Origin of the sequence: Sphingobium sp. SA2, assembly GCF_032227065.1 — a bacterium.
GTDB lineage: Bacteria > Pseudomonadota > Alphaproteobacteria > Sphingomonadales > Sphingomonadaceae > Sphingobium.
In genome coordinates this window covers 15439-41008 of record NZ_JAPMXX010000004.1, presented here as the reverse complement: position 1 = coordinate 41008, position 25570 = coordinate 15439, and the positions used below count along the sequence as shown (strand labels likewise).

21 protein-coding genes and 2 pseudogenes are annotated in these 25570 nt (G+C 63.8%); 17 read left to right on the top strand and 6 right to left on the bottom strand.

Going from position 1 to position 25570, the window contains the following annotated elements; translation table 11 throughout:
- Window positions 1–48 precede the first annotated feature (48 nt).
- Window positions 49–492, bottom strand: a pseudogene (locus OVY48_RS07280) (Tn3 family transposase); the annotation flags it as partial.
- Here OVY48_RS07280 and OVY48_RS07275 point away from each other — a divergent pair.
- The 4 genes from OVY48_RS07275 (at window position 404) to OVY48_RS07260 (ending at window position 3183) form a co-directional block, all read left to right on the top strand.
- The gene (locus OVY48_RS07275) at window positions 404–1516 is read left to right on the top strand and encodes a TonB-dependent receptor (protein ID WP_409593024.1); all 1113 of its coding nucleotides are present in this window, start codon (window positions 404–406) and stop codon (window positions 1514–1516) included. The pseudogene OVY48_RS07280 and the gene OVY48_RS07275 sit on opposite strands and share 89 nt — an antisense overlap.
- 583 nt (window positions 1517–2099) lie before the next feature.
- Complete coding sequence (locus OVY48_RS07270) at window positions 2100–2384, top strand: hypothetical protein (protein ID WP_313922334.1); 285 nt, start codon at window positions 2100–2102, stop codon at window positions 2382–2384.
- Window positions 2385–2404: 20 nt separating this feature from the next.
- A complete protein-coding gene (locus OVY48_RS07265) occupies window positions 2405–2824 on the top strand; it encodes a periplasmic heavy metal sensor (RefSeq protein ID WP_313922333.1) in 420 nt (139 codons plus the stop codon).
- Window positions 2821–3183 carry an RNA polymerase sigma factor gene (locus tag OVY48_RS07260; RefSeq protein WP_313922332.1) on the top strand — a complete coding sequence of 121 codons (363 nt, stop codon included), beginning with the start codon at window positions 2821–2823 and terminating at the stop codon, window positions 3181–3183. Before OVY48_RS07265 ends, OVY48_RS07260 begins: the two co-directional genes overlap by 4 nt.
- Here OVY48_RS07260 and OVY48_RS07255 read toward each other — a convergent pair.
- Window positions 3175–6066: a Tn3 family transposase gene (locus tag OVY48_RS07255; RefSeq protein WP_313921735.1), complete on the bottom strand. Its 2892-nt coding sequence runs from the start codon at window positions 6064–6066 to the stop codon at window positions 3175–3177. The two genes, OVY48_RS07260 and OVY48_RS07255, sit on opposite strands and share 9 nt — an antisense overlap.
- A 125-nt stretch (window positions 6067–6191) precedes the next feature.
- Between OVY48_RS07255 and OVY48_RS07250 the strand changes: the two genes are divergently transcribed.
- From OVY48_RS07250 to OVY48_RS07215, 8 genes are all read left to right on the top strand, one after another.
- On the top strand, window positions 6192–6812 hold the full coding sequence (locus OVY48_RS07250; RefSeq protein WP_008832583.1) for a recombinase family protein: 621 nt from the start codon (window positions 6192–6194) through the stop codon (window positions 6810–6812).
- Window positions 6809–7339, top strand: coding sequence for a GNAT family N-acetyltransferase (locus tag OVY48_RS07245; RefSeq protein WP_007686150.1), 531 nt, complete (start codon window positions 6809–6811; stop codon window positions 7337–7339). The genes OVY48_RS07250 and OVY48_RS07245 overlap by 4 nt, the downstream gene beginning before the upstream one ends.
- A gap of 17 nt (window positions 7340–7356) precedes the next feature.
- A complete protein-coding gene (locus OVY48_RS07240) occupies window positions 7357–7656 on the top strand; it encodes an RNA polymerase sigma factor (RefSeq protein WP_409593030.1) in 300 nt (99 codons plus the stop codon).
- Between the two features lie 88 nt (window positions 7657–7744).
- Window positions 7745–9796, top strand: a complete 2052-nt coding sequence (locus OVY48_RS07235; RefSeq protein WP_313922331.1) for a copper resistance system multicopper oxidase — start codon at window positions 7745–7747, stop codon at window positions 9794–9796.
- The gene (locus tag OVY48_RS07230; protein WP_313922330.1) at window positions 9786–11084 is read left to right on the top strand and encodes a copper resistance protein B; all 1299 of its coding nucleotides are present in this window, start codon (window positions 9786–9788) and stop codon (window positions 11082–11084) included. Before OVY48_RS07235 ends, OVY48_RS07230 begins: the two co-directional genes overlap by 11 nt.
- 49 nt (window positions 11085–11133) lie before the next feature.
- Complete coding sequence (locus OVY48_RS07225; protein ID WP_313922329.1) at window positions 11134–11517, top strand: DUF305 domain-containing protein; 384 nt, start codon at window positions 11134–11136, stop codon at window positions 11515–11517.
- Window positions 11518–11577: 60 nt separating this feature from the next.
- The gene (locus tag OVY48_RS07220) at window positions 11578–12027 is read left to right on the top strand and encodes a DUF411 domain-containing protein (protein ID WP_313922327.1); all 450 of its coding nucleotides are present in this window, start codon (window positions 11578–11580) and stop codon (window positions 12025–12027) included.
- A gap of 175 nt (window positions 12028–12202) precedes the next feature.
- The gene (locus tag OVY48_RS07215; protein ID WP_313922325.1) at window positions 12203–12928 is read left to right on the top strand and encodes a DUF2231 domain-containing protein; all 726 of its coding nucleotides are present in this window, start codon (window positions 12203–12205) and stop codon (window positions 12926–12928) included.
- An 88-nt stretch (window positions 12929–13016) separates the two neighbouring features.
- Here OVY48_RS07215 and OVY48_RS07210 read toward each other — a convergent pair whose 3' ends face one another.
- Entirely contained in the window at window positions 13017–13421 is a 405-nt protein-coding gene (locus tag OVY48_RS07210) for a four-helix bundle copper-binding protein (protein WP_313922324.1), read from the bottom strand.
- Between the two features lie 279 nt (window positions 13422–13700).
- The gene (locus OVY48_RS07205) at window positions 13701–14684 is read right to left on the bottom strand and encodes an NAD(P)/FAD-dependent oxidoreductase (protein WP_313922322.1); all 984 of its coding nucleotides are present in this window, start codon (window positions 14682–14684) and stop codon (window positions 13701–13703) included.
- Between the two features lie 222 nt (window positions 14685–14906).
- On the opposite strand from OVY48_RS07205, the gene copC reads away from it, so the two are divergent.
- The 4 genes and pseudogenes from copC to OVY48_RS07185 all read left to right on the top strand — a co-directional run.
- Window positions 14907–15275: a copper homeostasis periplasmic binding protein CopC gene (gene copC, locus OVY48_RS07200; protein ID WP_037475981.1), complete on the top strand. Its 369-nt coding sequence runs from the start codon at window positions 14907–14909 to the stop codon at window positions 15273–15275.
- A 4-nt stretch (window positions 15276–15279) separates the two neighbouring features.
- Window positions 15280–16206, top strand: coding sequence for a copper homeostasis membrane protein CopD (gene copD, locus OVY48_RS07195; protein WP_313922321.1), 927 nt, complete (start codon window positions 15280–15282; stop codon window positions 16204–16206).
- 63 nt (window positions 16207–16269) lie between these two features.
- Entirely contained in the window at window positions 16270–18960 is a 2691-nt protein-coding gene (locus tag OVY48_RS07190) for a vitamin K epoxide reductase family protein (RefSeq protein ID WP_313922320.1), read from the top strand.
- A gap of 237 nt (window positions 18961–19197) precedes the next feature.
- A pseudogene (locus OVY48_RS07185) lies at window positions 19198–20451 on the top strand (c-type cytochrome); the annotation flags it as partial.
- A 54-nt stretch (window positions 20452–20505) separates the two neighbouring features.
- Here the strand turns inward: OVY48_RS07185 and OVY48_RS07180 are convergent.
- On the bottom strand, window positions 20506–21870 hold the full coding sequence (locus tag OVY48_RS07180) for a hypothetical protein (RefSeq protein WP_049285548.1): 1365 nt from the start codon (window positions 21868–21870) through the stop codon (window positions 20506–20508).
- Window positions 21867–22472, bottom strand: coding sequence for a recombinase family protein (locus OVY48_RS07175; protein ID WP_011950671.1), 606 nt, complete (start codon window positions 22470–22472; stop codon window positions 21867–21869). Before OVY48_RS07175 ends, OVY48_RS07180 begins: the two co-directional genes overlap by 4 nt.
- A 146-nt stretch (window positions 22473–22618) precedes the next feature.
- Here OVY48_RS07175 and OVY48_RS07170 point away from each other — a divergent pair, with 146 nt between their 5' ends.
- A complete protein-coding gene (locus tag OVY48_RS07170) occupies window positions 22619–25552 on the top strand; it encodes a Tn3 family transposase (protein ID WP_049285547.1) in 2934 nt (977 codons plus the stop codon).
- Window positions 25553–25570 lie beyond the last annotated feature (18 nt).

Below are 25570 nucleotides of genomic sequence, written 5' to 3'. Positions count from 1 at the left end.
TCATGGCTCAGGCAGTCATTGGGTCTAAGGGAGAACGGAGGGCGAACGTCACGCGGCGAGCAGGGAACTGACGGCGCGTAGCGGCCGCAGGGCATCCGGATCGGGCCGGTCTTCGACATTCCAGCTATAGTCGCCGGTCAGCGAGATATGCTCCCAGCCCAATGGCGCGATGTGGCGTGCGATCTCGTCCGGCGTGCCGATGTCAGCCAACGCCATTTCGAGATAGCGGGTGTTCCACAGGATGATGGCGGCGACGAGCAGGTTGAGGCCGGATGCGCGATAGGTCTGGTTTTCGAATCGCCGATCACGCAGTTCGCCAAGCTGGTTGAAGAAGAGCGCGCGGGCGAGCGCATTGCGGGCCTCGCCCTTGTTGAGGCCCGCTTGGGTGCGTCGGCGTAGATCGATGTCGCGCAGCCAGTCGAGCATGAAGATCGAGCGTTCGAGGCGGCCGAGCTCGCGCAGCGCGAGGGCCAGTCCATTCTGTCGCGGATATGGCGATCAGCGCACGCGCAACCAGCGGATCAATGGCTTTTTCGGAAGTGGTGATATCGTCAATGGAGGGCGGCGCGTCTTTGTCGCGTTGGCTGACCGAATCACGGTGCCGCCAGTCACGCTGCGCACCACCGCCAACACCGGCTACCGGTCTATCCGGACAAATGCCGACGCCACGGCCTTCTATGTGCAGGACCAGATCTCGATCGGCGAACATGTCGATGTCATCGGCGGCGTTCGCCGCGACCGCTTCAAGCTCAGCATCGATGATCTCGTCGCCGGGCGGAGCTATAGCCGGACCGACACCCTCTGGTCTCCCCGCCTTGGGGTAGTGCTGAAGCCGGTGCAACCCGTCTCGATCTACGCCAGCTATAGCCGGTCCTTCCTGCCGCAATCGGGCGATCAGTTTTCATCGCTCGACATAACAACCGCCGCGCTGGAACCAGAGAAGTTCGACAATTACGAAGTCGGCCTCAAATGGGATGTTTCCCCAACGCTTAACCTGACCGCTGCCGTCTACCGGCTCGATCGCACCAACACCCGCGCGACCGACCCCAACGACGCCACGCGGACGGTGCTAACGGGCGCGCAGCGCAGCAAAGGGCTTGAGATCGGCCTCAACGGCGCGATCACACCCCAATGGCAAATCAGCGCCGGCTACACGCTGCAGGACGCAAAAATCCGCAAGACAACGAGTGCGGCTCCTGCCGGCCGCGAGGTCCCGCTTGTGCCCAAGCAGCAGGCTTCGCTCTGGACCCGCTACGACTTCACCCCTCGCTTGGGAGCCGGGGTCGGCGTCTACCACCAGACAAAAAGCTTCACCTCCGTCAGCAATGCCGCCGTCCTGCCTGCGTTCACCCGCGTCGATGCCGCCGCGTTCTTCAAGCTCACCCCCCAGATTGAGGCGCAAATCAACGTCGAGAACCTCCTCGACAGCAATTATTTCTCGTCCGCCTACAACGATAACAACATCATGCCCGGTGCGCCGACAACCGCGCGAGCGACGGTTAGAATGAGCTTTTAGACAAAGGCTTTTCCTTTGGTGCTGGATGCTTTCACCGTAGTTGTTCAGCACGCACTAAACCGCCTCCTCGGCGGGGGGGCAGACACAGACATGGCCCCTCCATTTCCTCCAGAAGACGATAGTGTCGATCTATCGCCGCTGCCCGTTCTTGGACCATTCCGCTTGCCGTCACCCAACTCCTGCGGACAGCGGAATGGTCATGTGCCGCTGCCCGGCTCACGAGCAATATCGGCGGCTTGTTGCCAATCGCGCTATCTGGTCGCGACAAACGTCGACATATGCACGGCCATGCCGTTGCCCACAGCCGCCACGCACACATTGTCGCCCCCTCGCTTGACCTGACGAACACCATGGTTGCCGCCCTAGCTGCGCTCGGCCTGCCAATAGAAGGTGAATCAGGAACTTGAAAACAGCGGGACGCGTGGATCGCCGGCCTGCGTGCGAGCTGTGAACGATTGGACGCAATGGAAAAGTGCGCCGCCGCGCCCGGGGGCGTTCCCGCTTAGTGACATTCGTTCACGTCGGATTCGAGGGGTGTTCGCCGGCCGTGCGTAATGGATGTTAGCACGACGGAGGAATGAACATGGATATGGATTTAGACAGCGCCTTGCGCCGCCTTGCCGAGCAGCCGCTTCATCCCCGGCTCGCTGAACTGGAAGGCGATGTCATGCGGTTAATCGCAGCGGAGCAGCGCGCCGGCAGCGGAGTGACACTGCGGGCTGGCATGCTGGCAGCGGTAGGCGCAGTCGTCTTGGGAGTGCTGGGCGGCGGATTGTCGTCCGCAGCGGCGACTGCGCAGATGCCGACGCTGACGCCTTTCGGGCCCGCCACGCCGCTAGCGCCTTCGACCTTGCTGGCGTTCCAGTGACGAGCAGCGCCCGGAGAACGATGCTGATCGCGGCCGTCGTGTTCTTGGCAGCGATCGCAGGCGTGTGGGCTGGGCGCGAGTTGTTCCCTTCCCCACCGAGCCCGGGCGTGGAACTTCATAGCTTGCTCCACGACGGGCTCGGGTTGGACGAGGCTCAACGGACCAAGCTCGAGACGCTGGAGTCCCGCTTCGCCGTTCGAAGGCGTGCCTTGGAGCTGGAACTCAGGGCCGACAACGCGCGGCTCGCCGACGCCATCGAGGTCGAGCATGGCAATGGGCCGCAGGTCGCGGCGGCCGTCGATCGTTCGCACGGCGCGATGGGCGAGCTCCAAAAGGAGACGTTGAACCATATGTTCGCGATGCGGCAGATCCTGCGGCCCGACCAGGCGAGGACGTTCGACCGCGCGGTGGTTAAGGCGCTGACCGCAGACGCGCGGTGAGTCTTGAACTTTCGGCCTGCACGGACGGCGAACTCGCCGCCTTGACGCTCGCTGGACGTCAGGCCGCCTTCGCCGAGATCATGCGCCGGCACAAGGGGCCGGTTTACCGCCTGATCCGTGCACATATCGGCGATGCCGAAGAGGCGCTTGACCTCACTCAGGAATGCTTCGCGGCCGCCTTTCAGAACTTGCGAAAGTATGACGGAGATCGGCCGCTCGCTGCGTGGCTGGCCCGCGTGGCAATCAACAAGAGCCGCGATTGGCTTCGGCGGCGACGCATACGCCAGATACTATCGTTCGCCTCTTCGCTGCCGCCTGAGACGGGGGCGTTTGCGGGAGGGGGCGGAATCCTACGCTAAGGATTTGGGCCAGCGATATTCCCCGGTTAGATTGATGTGTTCCCATCCCAACGGCGAGACGTGGGCGAGTAGATCAGGCGCGATATGGGCACCGCTGGCGGCCCGGGTATTGACGACCTCGCCGAGCTTCATGGTGTTCCAGAATATGATGATGGCGGCGAGCAGGTTCATTCCGGCGATGCGATAGTGCTGGCCTTCGCCGGATCGATCCCGGATTTCACCTCGGCGGTGGAAGCTGATGGCGCGCTTTAGGGCGTGGTGGGCCTCACCCTTGTTGAGGCCGATCTGAGCCTGGCGCTGGAGGCCGGCATCAAGAATCCAGTCGATCATGAACAGGGTTCGCTCGATGCGGCCCACCTCTCGCAATGCGAGGGCCAGCTCATTCTGGCGCGGGTAAGAGGCGAGCTTGCGAAGAATCTGGCTGGGGGCGACGATCCCCGCTGCGATCGTCGCCATGATGCGCAGGATGTCGGGCCAGTTGCGCTCGATGAGCGGTTCATTGATCTTACCTCCGACCAGCGCTCGCACATTGGCCGGCGTCGCGTTGGGCGTGAAGGCATAGAGTCTTTTCTGAGGGAGATCGCGGATACGGGGGGCGAACCTGTAGCCGAGCAAGGCGCAGGCGGCGAACACATGATCGGTGAAGCCGCCCGTGTCGGCAAAATGCTGGCGAACGCGGCGGCCCGCGTCATTCATGAGCAGCCCGTCCAGGATATAGGGAGCCTCGCTGACCGTTGCCGGGATCACCTGGGTTGCGAACGGCGCATATTGATCGGACACATGGCTGTATCCCTTGAGGCCCGGGACGTTGCCATATTTCGCGTTGATCAGATTCATCGCCTCGCCCTGCTCGGTAGCAAGGAAGAACTGCCCGTCGCTGGATGCCGATTGCCCTTGTCCCCAGAAGGCGGCCATGGGCAGGGCGGCGTGGGCCTCCACGATCATGGCGAGCGCCCGATCATAGGCGCTGCCTTCGACATGCCAGCGCGCGATCCGCAGCAATTCCCAGAAGCTGTGCGTGTTGGTCGCCGCCGCCATCTTGCGCAAACCGAGATTGACGCCTTCCGCCAGCAACACGTTCATCAGGCCGATCCGGTCGCTGCAGGGCGCGCCGGTGCGCAGATGCGTGAACGCCTCGGAAAATCCGGTTCGCTCATCGACTTCCAGCAACAGATCGGTGATCCTCGCGGGCGGGAGCTGTTGATAGAGATCGAGCACGAGATCCTCGGCCCCTTCGGGCGTGTCGGCCCTCAGCTTGTCGATGTGCAGCTTGCCGTTCTCGATGATGCCGCCTGGGATCGTGCCGGTTCGCGCCGCGCGGCCAAACTCCTTCAGCCGTGTATCCAGTCGAGCCCTGCGCTCGGCCAGCCATTCGCCGGGTCGCAGCGGCACGGCGAGCCGCGCGGTCTGCTCTATCGCCTGTGGCGGGACCAGAAGCTGCTTGAGGTCGCCATAGCGGCGCGATCCCGCCAACCATATGTCACCGGACCGGAAGGCGTCGCGGATGTGGAACAGCACCGCGATTTCCCAAAGCCGGTGGTCGCCGCTGGGCTCAGCGCGAAGATGACGATGCCATTTCGAGTTGGGACGTAGAAAATCCACCGGCGGATCGACCTTGATCCCGTTACGCAGCATCGCAACGGCCGCCAGAAGAGGCGTGGCGATCGGCGCCGCCTGCATGTCGAGCAGGCGCAGCATCCTGGGCGCGTAGAGGCGGAAACGGTGATAGCCGTCCAGCACACGGCTGAGCGGGTCGGCCGCGAGCACGTTGGTCAGCGCGGAGGCCGTGGCGACAAGGGTTCTGAACCGTTCCCAGCCAGGCCCGGTGGCGATTATCCCGTCCAGGGCCGTGCCATCGTCCTGCGCTCCAAGCAAAGCACCACCGATTTCGGCAAAGGACTTCAGCGTGTCCCGAACGGCCGCCTTTTCGTCGGCGATCCTGGTGTTGCAAAGGCGTTCGGAGGCCCGATAGAGACGGCCTACGATGCGATCGTGGGTCTCCACGATGACATCGGCCAGCGATGACCGCCATTCCAGGGTGCAGACAGCGAGGATCGCAAGCCGCCTGTCTTCGGGCAGATCACGCATGCCGTCGGCGTAATAGCGCTCGCCCTGCCGGCGAAGCCGGGTCACACGATGCGCCGGCACGCCGTCCAGCAAATCCGCCGGAAGATCGAACCTTTGAAGATATTCCAGTCGATCCATCAGCCGGTTAGCGGCTGCTGAATTTGCGCCAACCTCGAACTGTCGCAGCCATACGAAGCGCGTGACGCGACCATCCACCGTATCCTCCAACAGGTGAGCCAAATTCTCGCTCAGGGTTGGCGTGATGCGATGGGCGATAAGATCCTCGATCCGGCGCTCGGCCTCAACCAGCGCATCGGCGCAAAGGCGCTCGATCGTCGAGGAGCCGGGAAGGATCGTGCGGGTGCGGCGACACTCCGCAACGAAGCGACGGGCAAGATCCTCATTCGATGTCGCCGCCTCGGCTTCCCGAGCGATCCATTCGCGCAAATCCCGTGCGCCCCGCCCCGAAAAGGAGCGATAGCCGTAGATTCGGCGAAGGTCCGCCAGATGCTCGTGCCGGGTCTCCTCGCGCGCGGCATAGAGGAGTAGATCGTCGCTGGTCAGGCCGAGCTGGGCCGCGATGAAATCCGATACCTGCGCCGGGATCAACTCGCCAGGAGCGAGCACCCGGCCCGGGTAGCGCAGGACGCACAGTTGCAGCGCGAAGCCAAAACGATTGTGGGCGCGCCGGCGCTGGCGGATATGCCCGAGATCCTCATCGCTGAGGGTATAGTGCCGCAGCAGCTCACCTTGATCGACCGGCAAGTGAAGCAGCGCCTCGCGCTGTCGATCGGTCAGGGTCACGCGACGCGGCATACATGCTCCTTATTCTTTCCGAGCTACGGTTTGAGATAGCTTGATTGAGATGCTGGTTGAGATACACAATAGCCCAATCTTATGTGCTCATGTTCGTCACCGCCTCAAACCTTCGTTTGTGATCCATGCTGATCGGCTACGCCCGCGTGTCCAAAGCCGACGGCTCGCAGTCGCTCGACCTGCAGCACGATGCCCTTCGCGCTGCCGGTGTCGAGCCAGGCAATATCTATGATGATCGTGCATCCGGTAGCCGTGATGATCGCCCCGGTCTTGCCGCCTGCCTGAAATCGTTGCGCGACGGCGATGTCCTCATCGTTTGGAAGCTCGACCGGCTCGGCCGAACGCTCACCCACCTGGTCAGCACGGTGCAGAATCTGTCGGATCGCGGTATCGGTCTGCGGGTGCTCACCGGCAAGGGCGCGCAGATCGACACCACGACGCCATCGGGCCGGATGGTGTTCGGCATTTTTGCCACACTGGCGGAGTTTGAGCGGGATATGATCCGCGAGCGCACCATGGCTGGCCTGGCCGCTGCCCGCGCGCGGGGACGCAAGGGTGGCCGCAAGTTCGCCCTCTCCAAGGCCCAGGTGCGGCTCGCTCAGGCTGCTATGGCCCAACGCGACACGTCCGTTTCCGACCTCTGCAAGGAACTCGGGATCGAGCGCGTCACTCTCTACCGCTATGTCGGTCCCAACGGGGAACTCCGGGATTACGGTCAGCGCGTGCTTGCTGCCAAAACGCGATGATGATGACGGGAGCCCCGATCAAACTTACCCAAGCGGACGCCGCAGACGTTGCAGACCTGTACAACCGTTGCAGCGACTATTTCCTGTTGCAGGACGGGGCCGCGCCCACGCTGGACGATGCTCGCGAGCTTTTCTCCGATGTGCCGCCCGAAAAGAGCGCCCACAATCAAGCTGTCCTGGGATGGAAGGGGCCTGGCGGCCTATATGCAATCGCGGCCATCCTCCGCGATTATCCGCGTGATGGCACATGGTATCTCGGCTTCATGATCGTAGATGCCGCACAGCGTGGTCGTGGCGTCGGACGCTCAATTTACTCGACGGTCGAAAGCTGGGCCGCTGCGAGAGGTGCCACAGAGATTCGGTTGGCCGTGCTGGAAGCGAATGAAGCGGCAGAGCGATTTTGGCGTTCTCTCGGCTTCATTGAGTATCGGCGCGTTGGGCCAGACACCTTCAAAATGCGTAGCCATCGCCGGATAGAACTGAGCCGTCGCCTTTCTGGCGCGACCGTAGAAGGCAGCAACAAGTAAGATCTCGCGCCGGCTATCTGGGCGAGCTTGGCGTAGGATTCCGCCCCCTCCCGCAAACGCCCCCTGAGACGATCGAGGGTGAGCGAGACGAGGCGCCAGGCGCCGACGCGGTAACCTTCGATCGCGCAGAACTAGTCCGGCTTTCGCGCGCGGTGTCCCAGCTGCCGGCCACGCTCAAGGAGACGCTCTTGCTGCGGACCGTGGAAGGCTTGTCCCAAGGGGAAACTGCCGCCGCGCTGGGGATCAGCGGCAAGGCCGTGGAGACGCGGCTCCGGCGCGCGCGAATAAAATTGTCGAATATTCTTAATTGCGCATGAGGGGGCGGGCTGGTTCATGCGTAATAAGGGGTAATGTCAGCGGCGGCGTCCCCCGGCTGCAAGCATTGAATTGGAGTGAAGGAACAGCATGAGCCGCAATCTGAACCGGCGCGACGTGATGCGCGGAACCGCCATGCTCGGCGGCACGCTGGCCATGTCGGCCTATCTGCCAGCCTGGGCGCAACCTGTGTCGCGCGGCATCGCCAAGCCGCTGCCGACCGTATCAGGCACGGAAATCGCGCTGACGATCGACCGGATGAAGCTGGTCATGGACGGAATTACAACGCCCGCGATCGGGGTGAACGGCACGGTCCCGGCGCCACTCGTCCGCCTCAAGGAGGGCCAGAAGGTCCGGCTCGCGGTGACCAACAATCTTGACGAGGATAGCTCGATCCACTGGCACGGCCTCATTCTGCCGTTCCAAATGGACGGCGTGCCGGGCATCAGTTTCCCCGGCATCAAGGCACGTTCGACTTTCGTGTACGAATTTCCAGTCGTGCAGTCAGGCACCTACTGGTACCACAGCCACTCGGGCGAGCAGGAGCAGGGCGGGCTCTACGGCCCCATCGTCATCGATCCCGCGGGACCCGACCCGATCGCATTCGACCGCGAGCATGTGATCGTGCTCTCCGATCACAGCCAGATGACCGGTGAGGAGATCTTCCGCAAGCTCAAGCAGATGGGCGGTGCCTATTTCAACTATCAGCGCCCGACGCTGAGTGGACTGCTCGCCGGACGGGAAATGCCCCTCAAGGATCGCCTGAAGTGGGGGCAGATGCGGATGGACCCGGCGGACATCGCGGACGTCACGGGTTCGACCTACACCTTCCTGGTCAATGGCTTTGGGCCTTACGACAATTGGACGGGTCTCTTCCGGCCGGGGGAGCGCGTCCGGCTACGCATCGTCAACGCCGCGGCGCAGACCAACTTCAACGTCCGCATCCCTGACCTGCCAATGACAGTGGTGCAGGCCGACGGCCAGAACGTCCGGCCCGTCGAAGTGGACGAGTTCCAGATCGGGGTCGCGGAGACGTTCGACGTGATCGTGACGCCCGGCGACCGCGCCTACAGCTTCGTGTCCGAAGCGATCGACCGTTCCGGCATGGGGCGCGCCACCCTGGCACCGCGCGAGGGCATGATCGCCCCAGTCCCGCCGCTTCGCCCGCGCACGCTCCTGACCATGACCGACATGGGCATGGATATGGGAGGCATGAAGGGGATGGAGGGAATGTCGGGGATGTCCGACGAGAACCCGGTGGCGAAGCGCGGCCTGGACCCCACTGTGCAGCAGAACGCATCACGCAACCTATGGAAGCTAACCGGCTGGAAGGGACCGACTGACCACGGAGCGGTCGCGGTTGGGTCCGGGATGGCGGGCATGGCCGGCATGGATCATGGCAAAATGAACTCCGGCGCGATGGCGGGAATGGACCACAGCCAGATGGGTGCCGGCGCGTCGGGCACAACCCCGCCCCAGACGGGAAGCGGAAGCATGGCCGGGATGGACCATGGCAGCATGGGCGCGGGCGGCATGGCTGGAATGGATCACGGCTCCGGCGGCATGAGCATGGACATGAACATGCGCAACCCCAAGAACGCGCCCGGCGTCAAGATGGGGCCTGGGGTGCAGACCATCTCGCCGATGCCGAAGGACCGCACGGGCGAGCCGCCGCAGGGGCTGGAAGGCGTCGATCATCGCGTGCTCACTTATCGCGACCTTGTCGCGCTGGATCGCAACCCGGACGTTCGTGCCCCGGCGCGCCAGTTCGAACTCCATCTGACCGGCAATATGGAGCGCTATATGTGGGGCTTTGACGGCCAGAAGCTCAGCGATCCCGCTGACCCAATCCCGTTCCGTAAGGACGAGCGGGCGCGCGTCACCCTGATCAATGACACCATGATGCCGCATCCAATCCACTTGCACGGGCACTTCTTCGAACTGGTGACCGGGCATGGCGACTTCGCGCCACGTAAGCACACGGTGAATGTAGCGCCTGGCGGCAAAATGACGTTCGACGTGACGACCGATGCGGTGGGCGACTGGGCGTTCCATTGCCACAATCTTTATCACATGACCGCAGGGATGATGCGTGTCGTGACCGTTCGCCCGATGGGCGAGGAGAACCGCGATGCAGTTTAAGCTCCTCCTGATCGCGGGCGGCGCGGCGCTTGGCCTGGCAACATCTGCGGCCGCGCAGATGGACCATTCCAATATGCCGGGCATGAAGATGCCACCGCCAAAGACGACAACGGTGAAAAAGCCTGCCACTAAGAAGCCAGCAGCGGCCAAGCCCGCCGCGCGCAAGAAGTCCGTGAAGCCCGCTGCCAGGTCGATACCGCGCGCGAAGGCGGGATCGGGGGCCAGGTCCGCCGCAGATCGGTCCGCCAGGCCTCCGGCACCGGGAACGGTCGTGGTAGATCCTCACGCCGGTCATGACATGACGGCGATGCCGGGCATGAGTACGCCTGAAGCCAACCCGAATCCTGACGCCGGGCACGACATGTCGGCGATGCCAGATACCTCCGGCGGTGCCGCCCCCGGCCAGCCAAGTGCCATGCCGGGCATGGACCATGGTTCGATGCCGGGAATGGATCAGGGTTCGGGGGCCATGCAAGGCATGGCGGGTCACGATATGGGAAGCATGTCTCCTCCGACCACGGGGACGACGATGGTCGGGACCAACCTGCCGGCCGGCAACGCTCCGCCGCCGCCGATCCCGACGGATCGGGCCGCGGACCAAGTCTACTCTGCCGCCGCTATGGCGCATTCGCAGCAGCATCTGCAGATGCACGGGGGACAGAATTTCTCACAGGTCATATTCAATCTGGCTGAAGTCCAGATCCGGGATGGACGCGATAGTTACCGGTGGGACGGTAGCGCCTGGTATGGGGGCGATATCAACCGACTGGTGCTCAAGACCGAGGGCGAGGGGAATATCGGGCAAAGCCTGGAAGCGGCGGAGGTGCAGGCGCTTTATTCGCGCGCCGTAGGCCCATACACAGACATACAGCTTGGCGTCCGTTACGACTTCAAGCCCAATCCTTCGCGTGTCTATGCGGCGGTCGGCTTTGAAAGCCTTGCACCCGGCTTCTTCGATGTCGAGGGCGCGCTGTTCCTGTCCAATAAGGGCGACCTGCTCGGGCGTCTGGAAGGCTATTACGATCAGCGGATCACACAGCGGCTGATCCTTCAGCCACGCGCCGAGTTCAACTTCGCCGCCCAGGACGTGCCGGAAATCGGCGTCGGTTCCGGCCTGTCCACGGCCGAACTCGGTTTGCGGCTCCGCTACGAGATCAGGCGCGAGTTCGCGCCCTATGTGGGTATCTCGTACGATCGCAGGTTCGGGGACACCGCCCGCCTGGCGCGCGCCGAAGGCGAGGGAGCGGCGTCGACCAGTCTCGTTCTGGGCATTCGCACATGGTTTTGAGGCCGGCTAGGTCTTGTTGCGTTGGCTGAGTCCAAGAAGGAGAAGTCCAATGTTTAAGACGATTACAGTTCTGGCTCTGGCAGCGATGACAACGAGCCCAGCTTTGGCTCAGCAGCAGATGCAAGGCATGGACCACTCGAAAATGGAGGGCATGAACCACGACAACATGCCTGGCATGAACACGCCCTTCATGCCCGCCGAGATGGAGATGCAGAAAAAGATGATGGCGGCCAAGGGCGCCAATGCAAGCGAGACTTGGGCTCGCAAGATGATTGAGCATCACCGCGGTGCGATTGCCATGTCGCAGATCGTTCTTCGCCAGGGGGCCGATGCGAAGACCCGGCAAATCGCTCAAAAGTCTATTGCCGAGCAAAACAAGAGCATCGGTGAACTTCAGGCGATGCTCCGGGCGATGGGCAAGCCTCCGCAGTAATAACCTTTGTTCCTTCCGCCCTCAATCAGGGGGCGGGAGGAATGATCAAGGAGTTTTTCCATGAAGACAGCTTTGCGATCCGCGCTTACTGCCGCAGCCTTTTTGGTTCCGGTTGCCGTCAGCGCGGCCACCCCGATCGTTATGCACCGCGACCCCGGATGCGGCTGTTGCGCCAAGTGGGCGACGCAGGTGCAGCGGCAGCTCGGCCGCCAGGTGCGCGTCGTCGATGATCCGAGCCGCCCCGCGCTGCAGAAGCGCGCGGGAGTCCCAGCGGACGTCTCGTCCTGCCACACAGCAATCGCCGATGGCATGGCTTTCGAGGGCCACGTGCCGATTGCCGACATGAAGCGGGCTCTCGCGACCCGGCCCAAGGGCATGCGGGGCCTCGCGGTCGGCGGTATGCCGCTCGGCTCGCCGGGAATGGAAGTGCCGGGCGTCAAGGCGCAGGCCTATGACGTGGTCGCCTTCGGTCCAGGCGGGCGCCGCCTGTTCGCGCGCCACGGCAGCTGATCGGCGGTTTTTTTCAGGCTAGGCGCAGGCCTCCGCTGCCGCAGCCGGCGTAGGCTCCACGGTCCAGTTCGTCTGGAAGAGCAGGCGAAGAGTTCACAAAGGGATCCGGGCCGGTGAGGAGAGAAGGCGGCGTGCGTACACGGGAATCGATGACCACGAATCAAGGAGTTGGGTGATGAGCGGTAAACGAGCCGGGGCCTTCGCTCTGCTCCTTGCGGTTGCAATGTCAGTAAGCACGTCGGCATCCGCGCATGAAGATCATGATGCGCTTGGGGCCGGTCCCGGGCCCACCGCTAACAGCGCAGTCGAGACTCAGAAAAAGGATGGAGCGGACGCCGGCGACGGCCACATGGACATGGGCTCTATGTCGACCGTGGACATGAACATGGGCGGCCGCGACATCGCCGGCGACGACATGGACATGGGCGGCATGCACGAGGAGACCGCCAACAAGAACAAGAGTTTCGGTGAACGGCTTGTGAGCTGGCTGGGCCGGCTGCACACCATGGTCATTCATTTTCCCATCGCACTGTTCATCGGTGCGTTCGGGGTGGAGCTGTTCGGGTTGTGGCGCCGCAACCGCGACTATCAGCATGTCGCACATATAATGCTGGTCGTCGGCGCGCTGGGAGCGATCGCGGCGGCGTTCCTGGGCTGGTTCGCGGGCGGGTTCTACCTGACCGACCGCAACCCGATCCTGATGACGCATCGCTGGCTCGGGACGTTGATCGCGGTCTTCGGCGTCGCGCTGGCTTGGATGGCAGCGCGCCACCGTAAGGTTCCCGAGCGGTCGCGGACGTTGTACTGGGTGGTGCTTGGCCTGATGACGCTCGCGATCTCCATCCAGGGGTTCCTTGGCGGAACCTTCATGCACGGCGGAATAAACCACTTGGCATTCTGAACAGGTCCGGCTGTGCGCATAAAGCGGTCGTTTCCTGAACAGGGACGGCCGAGGGCGCGTCTTCACCGAGGACGCGCCCTTTGGCTGATCAGCGGATCGACTGAACTGCTTCGCTGCAAGCCTGCTCGCAGCGACGGCAGTGTTCAGCGCAGATGCGGCAATGCTCGTGCGTGCTCGCATGCTTCTCGCATTCTTCCGCGCACAACCCGCAGGCGATGGCGCAGGCTTGAAGAGCCGCGACCAGCGCTTGCTCATTGCTGCCGGTGCGGCGGGTGCCAAGCGAACCTGCCGCCAGGCAGATGTCGGCGCAGTCGAGGTTCAGACGAATGCACTGGCGAAGCTGTGCGACCATCTCTTCCGCCAGACAGGCATCAGCGCACGACGTGCAGATCTGAGCACATGAGTAGCACTCCTCGATACAGCGGATCAGTGCGTCGTTCGTGTTTCCTTTCACGTCCGGATGCGTGGCGATCATCTCTTGCATGTGGTGCATGGTTCTCTCCTGTTCAGGTAGCGCTCACCCCCTGTCCAAGTAAGAGGTAACGAACCTGAAATGTTCCGGCCTTTGCGTCGGACCGTTCGGCCGCTTTGGCGTATCGATTAACCCCCGGCGCCGGGGGTAGCGCACAGTTTCGACGGCCACGCCACCTGCGCGCGCACCATCTTGGTGCGGGATCATCGAACCGAGAACGGTCGTGTCGCCGATCGCCGTGTGGTACGAATCAGCGCTCCGGTTTAGGGCTTTCACTCGTTGCACTGCCAATGGCTCACCCTAGGTCGGCGGTAGGCCCTGAGCCGGCCACAGCCCGGCCATGGCGGATGCCAATCCGCTGTCGCGGTCGCGCAATAGGTTATGGATTGCGGTCGCAGCGACCGCTGCTTGTCCGGTCGCGACGCTGATCTGATCGAGCCCTTCCACAACGTCGCCAACCGCGTAGAGGCCGGCAACAGAGGATTGTTGGTGGGCGTTGGTCAGCACACAACCTGATTCGCTGAGCTTCGCGCCCAGCAAAGTGGCAAGCCGCGTTCGAGGCGACGAGCCGAGCGCAGGGTAAAGCGTGTCGAATTGTAGCTCCAGACCATTGGCCAATCGAACCTCGACACAATCGCCAAGACGCAGCTGCTCGACAGGCGAGGGGGCGACATCGACGCCCTGCTGGTTCAGCTTGGCAAATTCGGTCGGTGCGAGGTCGAGCGACCGTTCGGCGAGAAGCGTGACCTTGGCACCATAAGCGCGCAGGAATTCGGCTTCTTCAGCGCCATGGTCGTCGCAGCCGAGCACCGCCACGCTCATCCGCCGAGCCTCATAACCATCGCAAATCGGGCAGTAGCGGAGAAGACCACGCGCGACGCCGATGTCATGCATCGCATCGGGCATCTCGGGACGTCGATTGACGACACCCGTCGCGAGCACGACGGTCCGCGCGTACAGGACGTTCGGTCCGCAACTTGCCGAGAAGTGATCGCCTGATGCGACGATCGCGTCGATCTCACCGCTCTGGACCGTACCGCCATATTCATGCAGCTGAGCCTGCAGGCGCGCAAGAAACGTGACGCCGGAAATGCCGCCGGGAAATCCTGGGAGGTTGTGCGAGCGCGGGATGGAGGCGGCGCGCCCCGCCGCCGCGTCGTAAACGACGCAGCTCCTGAGAAAGCGGGAAAGATAGATCGCGGTCGTGAGGCCAGCGGGACCGCCGCCCACAATCAGACAGTCGATGACCTCCTCGGGATCGCCAGTCCAGCCTTGATTGGTCAACCGCAACCTCATCATTACCCCGCGCATGCGCCCGGCGGGCCCGCGGCCCTACTCATTCGGACGGTAGGCGCAGGTAGAAAGCGCTCTGTACTCCCTTGTGAATACGCGCCGATGCCGCTTCCCCCTCATCAAGAGGGTGCGGCGGCACGAAAAAAGATCGTGAGGGATGACCCGTCCTGCTGCGTAATACAGGTGAACTCAACGGAAATGGAGATTACCCGCATGCGTCGCTTGTTCATCACGACTGCCGCCGCCGCCTTGTTCTTCGCAGGCGGCGTGGCAAACGCGCACCCGAAGCTGGTGTCCGCCAGCCCCGCCGCCAACGCGGCCGTCGCGACCCCGGAGAAGATCAGCCTCCAGTTCAGCGAGAAACTCGTACCTGCTTTCTCCAAGGCCGAACTGATCATGGCCGCGATGCCTGGCATGGCGGCCATGAAGATGCCCAGCAGCGCCGCGGTCGGCTCCGACGGGCGTACGCTAACCATCATCCCCAAGCAGCGTCTTCCGCGCGGGCGTTACAACGTCGACTGGCAAGTCGTTTCCGGCGACACGCACAAAATCACCGGCAGCTACACCTTCACGGTGAAGTGAGCGAATGCTCGACTGGCCGACCGTCGCCATCCGCTTGGCGTTGTACCTGGTCCTGACGGTGCTGTTCGGCCTGTCGGCGTTCAGCCTCTATGGCCTTAGGCTCGGCGAGCGCGAGGATGCAATCGCTCTGCGGCCTTGGCTTTCCGGAAGTGCTGTGCTCGGGTTGCTGCTTTCAGCCGCTGGCCTAACCCTCATGGCCTCGTCGATGGCCGGATCCCCATTCTGGCCGGTCGACGAGGCCGCGGTGGCTGCGCTGCTCGGAGGGCCACCGGTTGGCTCCGCCTGGAAGGTGCGAATGATGGCGCTGGTCATTGCCGGGGGCGCGACCCTGCTGGCGCGAGGCAGAGCATCATGGCTGGCGACCGCCATGATTGCCGCCGCTACGGCGTTGGCGACACTCGCTTGGAACGGGCACGGCGCCATGGACGAGGGAAGCACCGGATGGCTTCACCTGGGCGCGGATATTCTCCATCTCCTCGCAGGCGGTATATGGGTTGGCGCACTGTTCGGATTGCTTCTCCTGATGACGCGCCGCGCCGAGGCGATCGATACCGCGCACCTTCAGCTCACCCATCGGGCGCTGCACGGCTTCGGGGCGGTGGGCACGCTCGTGGTTGCCATTTTAGTGATCACCGGCTTGATCAATAGTTGGCTGCTCATAGGCCCAGCCAATTTCACGTCCTTGGGCACGACGCTCTACGGCTTGCTGCTGCTTGCCAAGCTGGTCTTGTTCGCAGCGATGCTGGGGCTCGCTTCGCTCAATCGCTTCCGCCTCACGCCGGCCTTCGAACGATCGATTGCCATGAACGATCATGACGGAGCGCTTATGGCGCTGCGAGTCAGCCTGGCGGTCGAGACAGCCTGCGTAATCGGTATCCTGGCACTTGTGGCATGGCTTGGCACCCTCGCACCGCCCGCATCGGGCATGTAGGTGAGGTTACCTCTGCTGGGTCTGTTGATGTATTGAGAGATGAACGAACGAGGGTAGCAAATCATGGCCGATGTCAAACGCAGTGATGCCGGCAGCGGCCAAGGTGACGGCGGCGTCGTTCTGATCACGGGTGCGAGCGGTTTCATAGCCGCCGCGCTCATTGCCCGGCTCGGCGAACGCTACACGGTCGTCGGACTCGATCGTGCCGGTCCTCCGGACCCGCCGCCTCCTGCGGCCGCGGTCGCCATCGATCTCGGGTCCGACGAGGCGGTCCGCGCCGCGCTCGAGGAGGTGCGCGCACGATACGGCGCCCGCATCGCGTCGGTTATCCACCTAGCCGCTTATTACGACATAACCGGCAAGCCTAACCCGCTCTATGACAAGGTGACAGTCCAGGGCACCCGCCGGCTGATTGACGGGCTGCAATCGTTCGAGGTCGAGCAATTCGTCTTCGCCAGCACGATGCTGGTCCATAAGCCGACCGCCACTCCGGAGGAGCGCATCAGCGAGGAGTCGCCAATCGGTGCGTCCTGGGCGTATCCGCAGTCCAAGGTCGACACCGAGGCATTGCTGCATGAGCGCCACGGGAACATCCCCGTCGTCTTCCTCCGCGCCGCAGGAGTTTACGACGACGACGGGCGCTCGGCGTTTCTCGCGCAGCAGATATCGCAGATCTACGAGCACCGCCTGATCTCGCATTTCTATCCTGGCATGCTGTGCGCGGCGCAATCATCGGTGCACCGCGATGACCTGGCGGAAGCCGTGGTGCGCCTGGTCGATCGGCGGCACGATCTTCCGTCTGAACTGCCCCTGCTCATCGGCGAACCCGATGCCCCCGGCTACGCCGAAATCCAGGATATCGTCGGCGAGGCGCTCCACGGCGAGGGCTGGAAGACAATCCGCATCCCGCAGCCGCTCGCGAAGGCCGGTATCGTTCTTCAGAACGAGGCACTCGGCGACGACGATTTCATCCAGCCCTGGATGATCGACAGCAGTAACGACCACTATATTCTCGATATCTCGCGCGCACGGTCGCTGCTTGGATGGGAGCCGAAGCACAGTCTTCGCGAAACACTTCCGACGATCGTTGCGGCGTTGAAGCGCCACCCGCGCGCCTGGTACCGAAACAACAAGCTCAACGAAAACCTGGTCGCCTGGAACGAAAAGTCCGATCCCAAGCCGGCCGAGTTGGACCGTCACCCGCCTGAAGTGGCAGCTGCCGCGATGCCCGGCATGGAGCACGGAGCTCAGGACCATGGCAACATGGACGATGCCGCTATGGGGCACGGGGCCGGGGCTGGGGACATGGCGATGCCCAGCCACGGTGCACATGGCGATCACATGGCTATAATGGACCGCGACGAGCGCCGCGCGCGCTGGGCGCTTTACGCCAACATCGGCCTCGGTCTGTGGCTCGCCTCAAGCCCGCTCATCTACGACTCCATGACCACGCAGAGCGTCGGTGAAGCGGCGCGGTTCGTAACGGTCGATCGCGGACTGCCGTCGATCGAGTGGCGTGCGAGCGCGCTGGCCGTAAGCGATCTCGTCAGCGGGCTTGCTATCGCGCTGTTCGGCGCACTTTCGCTCGTCCCGCGCACCAAGACATGGGCGCAGTGGGCTGTCGCGTTCATCGGCATCTGGCTGTTCTTCGCGCCGCTGATCTTCTGGAGTCCGAGCGCCGCGCAGTACAACAACAACCTGCTCGTCGGGTCCGCAGTCATCGCGCTGTCGGTGCTCGTGCCGATGATGCCGGGCATGAGCATGGCCGGCATGATGGACTCCAAGAACATCCCGCCTGGATGGACCTATTCTCCGTCCACCGATGCTCAGCGGCTGCCGATCGTCGCCATGGGCCTGATCGGCCTTCTCACCTCGCGCATCCTGACCGCCTACCAGCTGGGGCACATCGATAGCGTCTGGGAGCCCTTCTTTGTCGGATCGCTGACCGACCCCCGCAACGGGACGGAGGAGATTATCACGTCGGGCATGTCCAAGGCCTGGCCGATTCCCGACGGCGGGCTTGGCACGGTGAGCTACGTGCTCGAGATCCTGATGGCGGTGATGGGAACCCGCGACCGCTGGCGGACGATGCCGTGGATGGTGACCTTCTTCGGTATCCTGGTCATCCCGCTCGGCGTCGTCAGCATCTACTTCATCATCAGCCAGCCCATCGTCATCGGCACGTGGAGCACGCTGGCGCTGATCGCCGCCCTTGCCATGCTGATCATGATCCCGTTCGCGCTCGATGAGGTCATTGCCATGGGCCAGTTCCTCGTCTGGGCGAAGTGCCGCGGCAAGCCGCTGATCCGCACCTTCTTCAAGGGCGATGCGATCGAGGCCGGCAGTGAGGACGCCTCCGATGTGATGTCGTCGCCTGCCGCCTTTTGGGCCGACACGAAGCGCGGGCTGACGCTGCCGTGGACGCTGGCGGTCAGTATCGCGCTCGGCGCATTCCTGATGCTCACCCGGGTGACACTGGGCAATGAAGGCCCCATGGCGAACAGCGACCATGTGGTAGGCGCCCTGGTCATCACCGTCGCGATCATCGCTACCGCAGAGGTGGCCCGCGCTCTCCGCTTCATCAATGTCGCGTTCGGGGCATGGCTCGTCGCTGCCCCGTTCCTGCTGACAGGGGCCGGCCCCCTTGGGGCGATCGTGTCGGTGGTCGTGGGAATCGCGCTCATCGGGCTCAGCCTGCCGCGCGGCAAGCGCAGCCCCGAGCATTATGCAAGCTGGGACAAATACGTAATTTGAGGCCTTACTTGCCTCCAGAGAGGAGGGCTCGGCATGGTGTATGCGAGCTACCGAAGCTTATTCGAGCGTCATCAAGGCAGTTTTTTGGGGTGACGGGGGGAGCCGTGGGCCGCGGCTACAACTTTGAGCGGCATCGCCACTGTTCGGTACGGCCCAGTATGCTAATGCGATTCCTTCGCAGGATCGTTGATGGCCTGCGGGCTAAGCTCCATCGCATCGAGACAAAGATAATATGAAGTGAAGTGTTCCAAACTTGCCCTCCTGGAGCTTGCCATCACGCTCGCCGCGCTACTTGTCCCGGCTGCGGCTATGGCCGCACCCGGCGACGTACAAACCGCATGGCGGCTGCTCGACTATATGGCCGTCGATTATGGCGGAGCGGTCGCGGATGGCCGGATCAAGAGCGCGGCTGAATATGCCGAGATGAACGAGTTCGCCGCGTCCGTTGCGACGCGGCTGCGCGATCTGCCGGCGAAGCCGGAACGGCAGGCGCTCGTTCAGGGAGCCGACAACCTGCAAGGGATGATCGCGCGCAAAGCACCGGCTGCACAGGTGGCGACCACCGCGCATGGGCTGGCAGCTGATCTGCTGCGCGTCTATCCAGTGCCGCTCGCGCCCAACAAGGCTCCGGACCTCGCCTCGGCCGATGGGGTGTTCCGACAATCCTGTGCATCCTGCCATGGCTTGACGGGCGACGGTCGCGGCCCGGACGCAGCCAAGCTCGACCCGCCCCCGATCGCATTTACTGATGCCGAGCGCGCCCGCCAGCGGAGCGTGTTCGCGCTGTATCAGGTGGTGACGCAAGGGATCGACGGGACCGCGATGCAGAGCTTCGCCGATCTGTCCAATGATCGACGCTGGGCGTTAGCGTTCCGCGCCGGCAGTTTCGCCTTCACCGACGAGCAGGCGCGTGAAGGCGAGCAGTTGTGGAAATCGGACCCGGCGATTCACCAGCGCATACCAGACCTGAAAACCCTCGTCGCGCTCACCCCGGCCGCGCTCGCCTCCTCGATTGGCGAAGCGAAGGCCGGTGCGGTCATGGCCTATCTCCGCCGCCATCCCGATCAGGTGATGCAACACGCGCCCGGCTCGCTTGCGGTTGCGCGCGGCAAGCTCGCCCAAAGCCTAGCGGCAGCGCGGCGCGGCGATGCGCGCGGGGCGAGGGAGCTGGCCTTGTCGGCTTATCTCGACGGGTTCGAGCCGGTCGAACCAACGCTCACCGCGCGCGACGCGACCCTGATGGGCCGGATCGAAGGCGCGATGGGCGAGTTCCGAGCCGCGATCGACCGCGGCACCTCGCCCGACGAGCTCGCGGAAAAGGTGTCAGTGCTCGACGGACTGTTCGACGATGCTGAAGCCGCGCTGGCGCCTGATGCCGCCACGGAGGCCTCCACCTTCCTGGGCGCATTCACGATCTTGCTGCGCGAGGGGCTCGAAGCCTTGCTCATCGTCGTCGCTATGATCGCGTTCCTTCGCAAGGCGGAGCGTGGAGGCCCCTGTGCATTATCAGGACACGGATTCACGGTAGGCGTCGGCGGTAGCAAGCTATTTGCGCAGGTTCTCGATGCCAAGTTCGCTCCACATCCAGGTGAAGTCGTAGGTGACCATCGGGTCGTTCCGGTCGAGCTGACTGCTGCTGCTGCAGTTTTCAAGATACTTGAGCCATCCGGCCACTCGGCCACGGCCCGCAGCGGTTCGAACGGCCGCGCGCGGGGTGATGTCGCCAAGCATGCCGACGGGTTCATCGAGCGTCGCGCGGTACTGACGGTCGAGCATGGCATGGATGAGCGGGGTTGCCACCTCTGGCGCAATGGCGGGTGCCGGTTCGGACGTTGTCAGTCCCTCGGCCCGCGCCGCCATGGCCTGTTCGACCGTCTCGATCGTGGTCAGCGGCGAGCCGACCAACCCGGCGAGCGCATCGGTCATGAGCGCCGTGCCGCGTTTCGCCCGCTCGGCCGAGGTGACGGCGAGAATCAGGGCGCGGCCTTTCAATTCGACATTGCCGAGCACCGGGGTGCCGTCCGCCATTGTCACACCCCACGCCATGCGCCCAGTGCTTCTCGCTTTTCCGTCCGGTTTCTCGCCCAGCCAGTTCCAAAAGTGCGTGGTTTCCCGCTGAAACGCAGAGACACTATCGAGCCGCTCGCCGACCAGCGCCTGGGTCACGCCGCGTGCGAAGGGAAAGCGCACGCGGTGGAACACCACCTCCTCGCCATCACTGTTGTGCAGCGTGGGGATGGACGCCGGTCCCATGGTCTTGGGAACGACATCGCACAGCCATGCCGTGCTGATGAGGGCCGGAAGTGCGGCCAGATCGTCGGCGTCTAGGTTTAACGCGGTGCTCGGGCTGCGCTTGCCTTTCGAGCGCCGCAGATCGGCGACGAGCGCCTCGGCCGCCTCCATCGTGAACGAAAGCACGCCGCCCGACAGGAGGTGCTTGCCTCCGACCTGCACGACGCGAGCACCGATCCTGTCCCATTGCTTCAGCGTCTGCGAGGCGCTGCGCTCGGATACTCGAAGCGGCTCGCCGCCCTGGATCAGGTCACGCACAAGGAAGCCGCTTCCGGGCTCGACCTCGCTCACCTCGTGGAGGCTCATCACCGACGATCGAAGGGCACGCAGGTAGATTTTGGTCGAGCCGCTCTCGTTCCAGCCCCGGCGTCGAATATAGTCATCAACAATGTTCCGGTCCTCGGGTTCGATGGTGCGCGTGAGCAGATCCTCGAACGCGCATCCCCACAACACGCCGGCCCAATGATCGCCGACGATGTCCGCCAGCTCGTCCGCTTCGAAGTCGAACTCCTCCATCGCCAGCCCGAGATGATCGCCGAGCGCATCGCGAAGATGATCGGCCCAGGCCGGCGAGGTGGCGAACTTCATGACGCCGGACAGATCGTGACCACGCTTCATGCCTGTTCCCTCTGCTGCTGGCTGAATTGCTGGCGGTGCGCGGCGACGATGCGCGAGACGGTGGGCTCGCTGACGCCATAGAGCCGCGCCATCTCGGCACCGGACTTGCGGCCGGACGTGACGGACTCGGCGATTTCACGGCGCTGCTTGTCGCCGAGCTTGCGCCGGCGCCCGCCGATCCGTCCTTCTGCGCGGGCCTGAGCAAGGCCGGCACTGGTGCGTTCGCGGATCATGGCCCGCTCGAACTCGGCGAAGCTTCCCACCATTTGCATCATCATCCGCCCTGCCGCGGTGGTGGTGTCGATCGCCTCGGTCAGCGAGCGGAAGCCCGCTCCCGCCAACTCAATTCGCTCCATGATGTGCAGCATGTCCTTCAGGCTGCGCGACAGCCGGTCGAGCTTCCAGACGACGACGACATCTCCCTCGCGCAACTGGCCGATCATCTCCAGGAGCTTGGGTCGGTCCCATCGCCCCCCGCTGGCGGTCTCCTCGAAAACGCGCTTGCAGCCGGCGGCATCGAGCGCGCGCCGCTGCGCGGCGTTCGACTGCTCGTCGCCCTTCGACACGCGGGCATAGCCGATCAGATAGGGTTCGCGCGTCATCCAGTATCTTTCACAAACGACCGTATCCGGAGGCGGAAACAGCATGCGCGGATTTCTGCGGCCTTCCACCTTTCACAATCCTCTTTCATTAAGCGGACAAAAGGCAAGAGGTTTTTGGAGGATGAAACATGCCCGCACGTATTCCGATGACCGAGCGGCAGCGCGCCGCGTTGCTTGCTTTGCCCGACAGCGAGGCGGCGGTGGTGCGACACCATGGCCTCGATGCCGAGGACCTTGCTGCGATTGGCACCGCACGCACTCCGGCGACCCGGTTGAGCTACGCCCTGCAACTCTGCTGCCTGCGCTATCCGGGGCGGCATTTGCGTGCAGGCGAGCTGTTGCCTGCGATCATGCTCGAGCATATCGCCGAGCAGGTCGGGGTGGATGCAGGCGCCATCTCCGACTTCGCGCGGCGAGCGCCGACCCGCTACGATCAGCTTGCCGCCATCAAGGCGCGCTTCGGCTTCACCGATCTCAGCCGGCCAGCGCGCGGCATCATGATGACCTGGCTGGAAACCGAAGCCATGGCCATCGTGGACGGGCGTATTCTGCTCGATCGACTGCTCGACGAGCTGCGCACGCGGCGCATCGTCATCCCCGGCATCAGCGTAGTCGAGCGGATGGCGGCCGAGGCGATGCTGCGGGCGGAAACCGATCTGGTCGCCGCAGTCGACGATAAACTCGATGCGGATATGCGTCAGCGTCTCGATACGCTGGTCGACGAGAAGGTGCATCACCGACAGAGCCGCTTGTCGTGGTTGCGCGAACCGGAGCCCCGCGTAGCGTCAGCCTCGCTCGCTGAAATCCTCGAAAAGGTCGCGCTGATTCACAGGACCGGTATTGCCTGTGTTCCGGTCGATCCCCTGCACGAGCCACGCCTGACGCAGTTCGCCCGCGAAGGCGTGCGCTATACCGCCCAAGCTTTCCAACAGATGCGCGCCTCCCGCAGGCGGGTCATCCTGCTTGCTACGCTGCGCGAGCTGGAGGCCACGCTTACCGACGCGGCGATCGCCATGTTCGGCTCCTTGATGGGACGCGCTCATCTTCGTGCCCGCAAACGCCTGGAACAGGGGATCGCGATCTCGGGACGCGAAGGCCGCGACCGGCTGATGCGCATCGCCACTGTGCTGGAAACAGTTAGCCGGGCAGCACGTGCCGGTGAAGATATCGGCGCGGCCCTCAGGGATATCGTGCCTCTCGACATGCTCGATGCCGATGCCGCGATCATCCGGCGTACCGCGGCACCTCACAGGGACGATGTGCTAAGCGAGATCGCAGCCGAGTACCGGACCTTCAAGCGAGCAGGACCTCTATTCCTGCAAACGCTCGATTTCCACGGTCGAGCCGGCACCGCGGCATTGCGCAACGCGATGACGGTCCTGTCGGATCTTGATGGCAACTGGCGCAAGCCGCTCCCTGCCGACGTTCCGCTCGGTCATGTCGAGCGGCGCTGGCACCGCCATGTCATGGTCGCCGGCAAGATTGACCGGACGCATTGGGAGATGGCCACCTACGGGGCGCTCGCCAATGCATTGGCATCCGGTGATATCTGGGTGCCAAGGTCACGGCTGCACAGGTCCCTGGACGTGCTGCTCGAGCCATCAAGCGGTGCAGCGTTGCAACCGGCGTTCTCGCTCGGTGATCCACACGCATGGCTCGATCAGCGCGCCACGCAACTCGACAACACCTTGCGCGACGTCGCCCAAAATCTAGCCGGACGTAATGCTGCCCTGTTCGCTGGCGGGCGATTGCGCTTTCCCAAGGAACTGAAGGACGATGATGCCGGGCACGACGAAGGACGGCACCTGACGCTTGCCTGCTACGGCATGCTGCCTGCGACGCGTATCACCGACGTACTTTCGCAGGTCGAACGCTGGACCGGCTTCACCCGGCACTTCGGGCATGTCTCGAGCGGGCTGCCGCCTACGGACGAGCGGGCCTTTCTTGCTACCCTGATTGCCGAAGCGACCAATCTTGGGTTGTCGCGCATGGCCGAGGTATGCGGCGCAGGGTCACGCCGCGCGCTGCTGCGCATGCAAACATGGCACATGCGCGAGGAAACCTTTCGGGCGGCGCTCGCCTGTCTGACCGACGCCATCCACGCTGAGCCGATCGCGGCCTGGTTTGGGCAAGGACACCGGGCTTCCGCAGATGGCCAGGCCTTCTACCTGGGCGGGCCGGGCGAAGCCGGCGGAGCGGTCAATGCCCACTATGGTCGCGACCCGGTGGTCAAGATCTACACCACCATCACCGACCGCTATGCGCCGCTGCACCAGACCGTGATCGCCGGCACGGCAGGAGAAGCCATCCATGCGCTCGACGGCATTCTCGGCCATGACAGCAACGCCGATCTGACCGCGCTGCACGTCGATGGAGGCGGCGTTTCCGACATCGTGTTCGCGACCATGCATCTCCTCGGGCTCGATTTCGAGCCGCGCATTCCCCGCCTGTCCGACCGCCGCCTCTACGCGTTCGAACCCTCGAAGCGTTATGGCAGGCTTGCGCCACTGTTCGGTCACAGGCTCGACCGCGACCTGATCGTCAGCCACTGGCCGGATATCGAACGTGTCATTGGCGCGATGCGTAACCGCACCGTTACGCCCTCGCTGATCCTCAAGAAGCTATCCGCCTACCGCCAGCAGAACAGCCTCGCCGCGGCGCTGCGCGAGATCGGGCGGATCGAGCGCACGCTGTTCACGTTGCGCTGGTTCGAGGATCCGGCTCTGCGCCGTACTGTCACTGCCGAGTTGAACAAGGGCGAGGCCCGCAACAGCCTTGCCCGAGCAGTCGCCTTCCATCGGCTCGGCCGTTTTCGCGACCGTGGCCTGGAGAACCAGCAGACCCGAGCAGCCGCGCTCAACCTCGTCACCGCTGCGATCATCCTGTTCAACTGCCGCTATCTCGGGCGCGCCATTGACGAAATGCGCCAGCGAGGAAGCCAGATCGATCCGGCTATGCTGTCCCGGCTCTCACCGTTGGGATGGGATCGCATCAATCTCACCGGCGATTACGTCTGGTCCGATCGCCTCGATCTCGATGCCAATGGCCTCATGCCGCTGCTCATCAAACCGCTACCGTGAATCTGTGTCCCTACAATG